This window comes from Candidatus Cloacimonadota bacterium, from assembly GCA_011372345.1.
Taxonomy (GTDB): Bacteria; Cloacimonadota; Cloacimonadia; order Cloacimonadales; family TCS61; genus DRTC01.
In genome coordinates this window covers 1-4,563 of record DRTC01000072.1, presented here as the reverse complement: position 1 = coordinate 4,563, position 4,563 = coordinate 1, and the positions used below count along the sequence as shown (strand labels likewise).

5 protein-coding genes are annotated in these 4,563 nt (G+C 39.6%); all 5 read right to left on the bottom strand.

Translation table 11 applies throughout. The annotated features are described in order from the left end of the window. Positions 1 to 921, bottom strand: a 921-nt coding sequence (locus ENL20_01360; GenBank protein HHE37205.1) for a CoB--CoM heterodisulfide reductase iron-sulfur subunit A family protein, incomplete at its 3' end; no start/stop codon positions are given. A 26-nt stretch (positions 922 to 947) separates the two neighbouring features. Further along, on the bottom strand, positions 948 to 1,373 hold the full coding sequence (locus ENL20_01355; protein HHE37204.1) for a hydrogenase iron-sulfur subunit: 426 nt from the start codon (positions 1,371 to 1,373) through the stop codon (positions 948 to 950). 140 nt (positions 1,374 to 1,513) lie between these two features. Beyond that, positions 1,514 to 1,936, bottom strand: coding sequence for a hydrogenase iron-sulfur subunit (locus ENL20_01350; GenBank protein ID HHE37203.1), 423 nt, complete (start codon positions 1,934 to 1,936; stop codon positions 1,514 to 1,516). A gap of 151 nt (positions 1,937 to 2,087) precedes the next feature. Then, positions 2,088 to 4,037, bottom strand: coding sequence for a CoB--CoM heterodisulfide reductase iron-sulfur subunit A family protein (locus tag ENL20_01345; GenBank protein HHE37202.1), 1,950 nt, complete (start codon positions 4,035 to 4,037; stop codon positions 2,088 to 2,090). 34 nt (positions 4,038 to 4,071) lie between these two features. Further along, positions 4,072 to 4,563: heterodisulfide reductase, subunit B (locus ENL20_01340; protein HHE37201.1), on the bottom strand; the 492-nt coding region annotated here is incomplete at its 5' end.

Genomic DNA, 4,563 nt, shown 5'->3' with positions numbered 1-4,563 from the left:
CTTTACTTCCCGGTAAAATTTTTGATTATATTTTCCAGGAATACATAAGTCGGAATGGAAATTATAGATCTTTGCATCCGGTAATTTATCCCTCAAATAATGAGCAATTTTGAGAGAATACATGCAACAAACACTGGAACAGTAACCTTGGTGTTCGCGACCAACACATTGAATGATAGCGATAGATTTCGGAGGTTTGTCTCCTTTGCGAAGAGTAATTTTTCCTTCGGTCGGTCCATTGGAAGCGTACAATCTTTCCAATTCCATTGCAGTAAACACATTCGGATGTTTTCCGTATCCAAATTGAGAAAATCCGTTCGGATCGAGAATATCAAAACCGGTTGCTACAATGATCGTTTCTACACTCAAATCCACTTTTTCATCTTTTTCAGTGAGATCGATGGCTCCGAACATACAGGCTTCCACACAAATATTACAGGTTTTCTTGCCGGAAAGTTGGAGGCAATATTCAGGATCGATAGCAGGAACATTTGGCAGGGAACCAGCACAAGGAACATAAATCGCTTTTTTATCGGAAAGATTCTGTTCAAATTCATTTTTCAAACTTACAGGACAGGGATCATAACACATTCCACAACCGATACAAGCAGTAAGGCTTACATATCGTGCTTTCTTATTTACAGTAACCGTGAAATTTCCTGATTCACCTTGCACTTTTTCCACTTCGGAAAGTGATAAAAGTTCGATGTTCTCGTTTTGCAGAACTTCCTGCTGTTTGGGAGCTATCATACAAGTCGAGCATTCCATATTGGCAAAAACTTCCTCATATTTGATAACATTTCCACCAATAATGAGATCTTTCTCGATTAGATATACTTTTTTACCGGCATTTGCCAGCAGCAAACTTGCTTCTATTCCGGCAACACCAGCTCCAATTACTAAAACATTATTGTTATCCACATTTCCTTCCTTGTTTTTTTAGAACATTATAGATATGGATTAGTCCGGACAGGATTTGGACCCATCTTTTTAATTTTTTCCGTGAACTTGTTTACTACTTCCGCATAGCGTTTTCCTTCGGAAGCAGATACCCAGGATAACTGTAATCTTTCCGGATCTATTTTCAGAGTTTCAACCACTTTTTTCATTAAAGCAAATCTTCTACGGGCATAATAATTTCCTTCTTCATAATGACAATCACCAGGATGACAACCGGCAATCAGGATTCCGTCTGCTCCCATTAAAAAAGTCGTTAAAACCAAATTCGGATCGATCCTGCTTGTACACATAACCCTGACCACTGTTATCGATGGTTGAATTTCCAACTTGGCAGCACCTGCCAGATCAGCTCCGGCATATGAACACCAGTTACAAAGAAAACCTACTATTTTAGGAGTAAATTCTTCTTTCATTATTCCTCACACATTTATATTGAACTAAAACCTTGCGAATGGTTACATACAGAGAAATTCTAACTAATAGACCTTCGCAATGGTTGACCTTACTTCCCGACCATTACGGAGGATTCGTTCCTCAACCATCCGTAAGGTCTTTATAAGAACACATTTGTTCTGGTTGGATTTTCTCCAAAACTTTTTATTTCTTCAGTATATTCATTACTGACTTTGGCAAATTTCGGTCCTTCCGATGCTGAAATCCAGGATAATTTCAACCTTTTGGTATCTAATCCGAGAGAATCAAAAACTTTAGTTAAGAGGACGAATCTTCTCCTGGTATGATAATTTCCTTCCTGGTAATGACAATCACCCGGATGACAACCACCGATCAGAACTCCATCAGCACCATTCAAAAAGGCTTTTACAACGAACATCGGATCCACTCTACTGGAACACATAACTCTTATCGGCAAAATGGAAACAGGATATTTCATTCTGCTGGTGCCGGCTAAATCTGCTCCCGCAGAAGTACACCACTTGCACAGAAAACTTACGATTTTGGGTTTGAATTCTTTCATAATTTCATTTCCTTTGAAAACCTTGCGAATGGTTGCAAACCTTCGCAAGGGTTGACCTTTACTTCCCAACCATTACGGAGGTTTCGTAATCTTGATTGAGTTTTTGAAAGAATATCAAGATTAAATCTCAACCATCAGTAAGGTCTTGTTATCAACTCGTATAAATCTGGATCATATTAAGCACCTGTTCATCAGAAAGATTCTTCTGTTGAGCCGCACTCGAAGGACAAACAGTGATACAGGAACCGCAACCTTCACACAGCACATCATTGACAATGGCAACTTTCGCAAGTTCATCCAATTCTCTGGCACCATAAGGACAGGCTGCCACGCAAATTCCGCATCCTGAGCAGAGTTCCGTATTTACATCCGCGACAATAGGAGAATGGAAGATCTTATCATTAGAAAGTAATGCCAGCACCTTGGCAGCTGCTCCCGATGCTTGTGAAACTGTATCCGGAATATCTTTTGGTCCTTGAGCAGTCCCTGCCAGGTAAAAACCTGCCTGTACGCTCTCAACAGGTTTTAATTTGGGATGTGCTTCGATCAGAAATCCATTTTCGTCGGTATTTAATTTTAAGGTATTTATTAATTTAGCAGCATTAAAATTAGGAACGATCGCTTGAGCCAGAACTACCATATCAGCTTCAATCTCTATTTTCTTACCTGTTAGAGTATCGATTCCACTGACGATCATTTTATCAGCTTCTTTATAAATGCGCGCAACTTTACCCCGAAAATAAACAATTCCTTCTTCAGTTACCGCCTGCTGGACAAACTCCTCATATCGTTTTCCGCCGGAACGAATATCAATATAAAAAATATAGGGCTGTCCGTCATGAACTTTATGTTTATATAATTTTGCGTGTTTCAGGGTGTACATACAGCAAATTCGGGAACAATACGGATTATGCCTTTCCGGATCTCGGGAACCTGAACATTGAATGAACACGATTTCTTTAGGAACTTTTCCGTCAGAAGGACGATGCATTTCTCCCTCGGTCGGTCCGGTTGCGGAAAGGATTCTTTCAAATTGCAGACCGTTCAGCACATCAGGATATTTTCCGTATCCGTATTCCGCCATCTTCTCAACCGGATATAGATCAAACCCGGTAGCAACGATCACCGCTCCGATCTCTTCTTCAAAAGTTTCCGGTTTTTTATCATAGTCGATTGCATTCGGCTGACAAATATCGCGGCATTTTGTGCAGGCAATCGGATTAAACCCAAGGCAATTTTCAGTATCGATGGTAAAGGTGGCGGGAATTGACTGTGGAAACGGAATATAAATAGCCTTTCTCCAGGCAAGACCTTCGTCATATTCGCTGGGAACTATAACCGGGCAAACATCCGTACAATCATCACAAATGGTGCATTTATCCGGATCGACATATTGAGGTTTGCGGTTGATCTTCACTTTGAAATTCCCCACAAAACCTTCGATCGATTCAACTTCACTATTTACATACAATTTAATATTCGGCTGTTTATTGATTGCCACCATTTTGGGAGTCATAATACATTGAGAACAGTCCAAGGTAGGAAATGTTTCCGAAAGCTGGATCATGTGACCGCCGATGGAAGGACTTTTCTCAACTAAAATTACTTCATATCCGCCATCCGCAATATCGAGGGCTGCTTGAATGCCGGCAATTCCTCCTCCGATAATAAGAACTTTTTTCGTGAGAGGAGCGGAAATCGGATATAAAGATTCATTAAGTCTCAATTTTTCTATTGCTGTCTTAATGATCAAATTCGCTTTCCGGGTCGCTTCTTCCATATCATTATGAACCCAACTGCACTGCTCACGAATATTTGCTACTTCTAATTGATGCCTGTTGATGTTCACTTCCACCAGATCATCCTGGAAAGTCATTTCGTGAAGTGTCGGTGAACATGCTGCCACAACAACGCCATCGAGTTTATGCTCGATAACTGTTTCTTTGATCAGTTTCTGTCCCGGCTCGGAACACATAAAAATATAATTTTCTATATAAGCAACACCGGGATAAGCAGCAATATCTCTCGTTAATTTTTCAACATCGACAGTGCCTTTGATATTCACACCGCAATGGCAAATAAAAACTCCGATTCTTTTCATTACATTCCTCTATAATAAAGTATATACATTGAAGTTAGATCAATTTCTTTTCTTTTAATAACGGTTCCGGATCTACATAATGCAGTTTGCTCCAATTATGATCCCATCCTGTTCCCAGAGCAATAGACATCAATTCCGTGAAATAAAAAACAGGCATTTTCTCAAAATCTATAAATTCTTCACCTGTTTCCTTTTGTCTTTGATCAAGGTTGAACGCACAAAGAGGACAACTCGTTATAATCGCTTCACAACCGGACCTTCTGGCAGAATTGATGATCTCATAAGTTCTTCTGATGGTTACATCTTTTTTGGTTATGGTTTGATATGCTCCGCAGCATTCCAGACGAAGCGGGAAGGTTATATTTTCTGCTCCGAGAGATGTAAGCAGGTCTTCAATGATTACTGGATCTTCAAAATCATCGATAGAAAATTCTTTTGGTCTCAACAATAAACATCCGTAATATGAACCGATCTTTAAAGAAGTCAAAGGTTTGACTACTTTCTCTTTGATTTTTTCAAAAGTGAT

Coding starts and splice junctions, on each gene's coding strand:
- ENL20_01350 (HHE37203.1), bottom strand. CDS start 1,936: ATGAAAGAATTCAAACCCAAAATCGTAAGTTTTCTGTGCAAGTGGTGT.
- ENL20_01345 (HHE37202.1), bottom strand. CDS start 4,037: ATGAAAAGAATCGGAGTTTTTATTTGCCATTGCGGTGTGAATATCAAA.
- ENL20_01355 (HHE37204.1), bottom strand. CDS start 1,373: ATGAAAGAAGAATTTACTCCTAAAATAGTAGGTTTTCTTTGTAACTGG.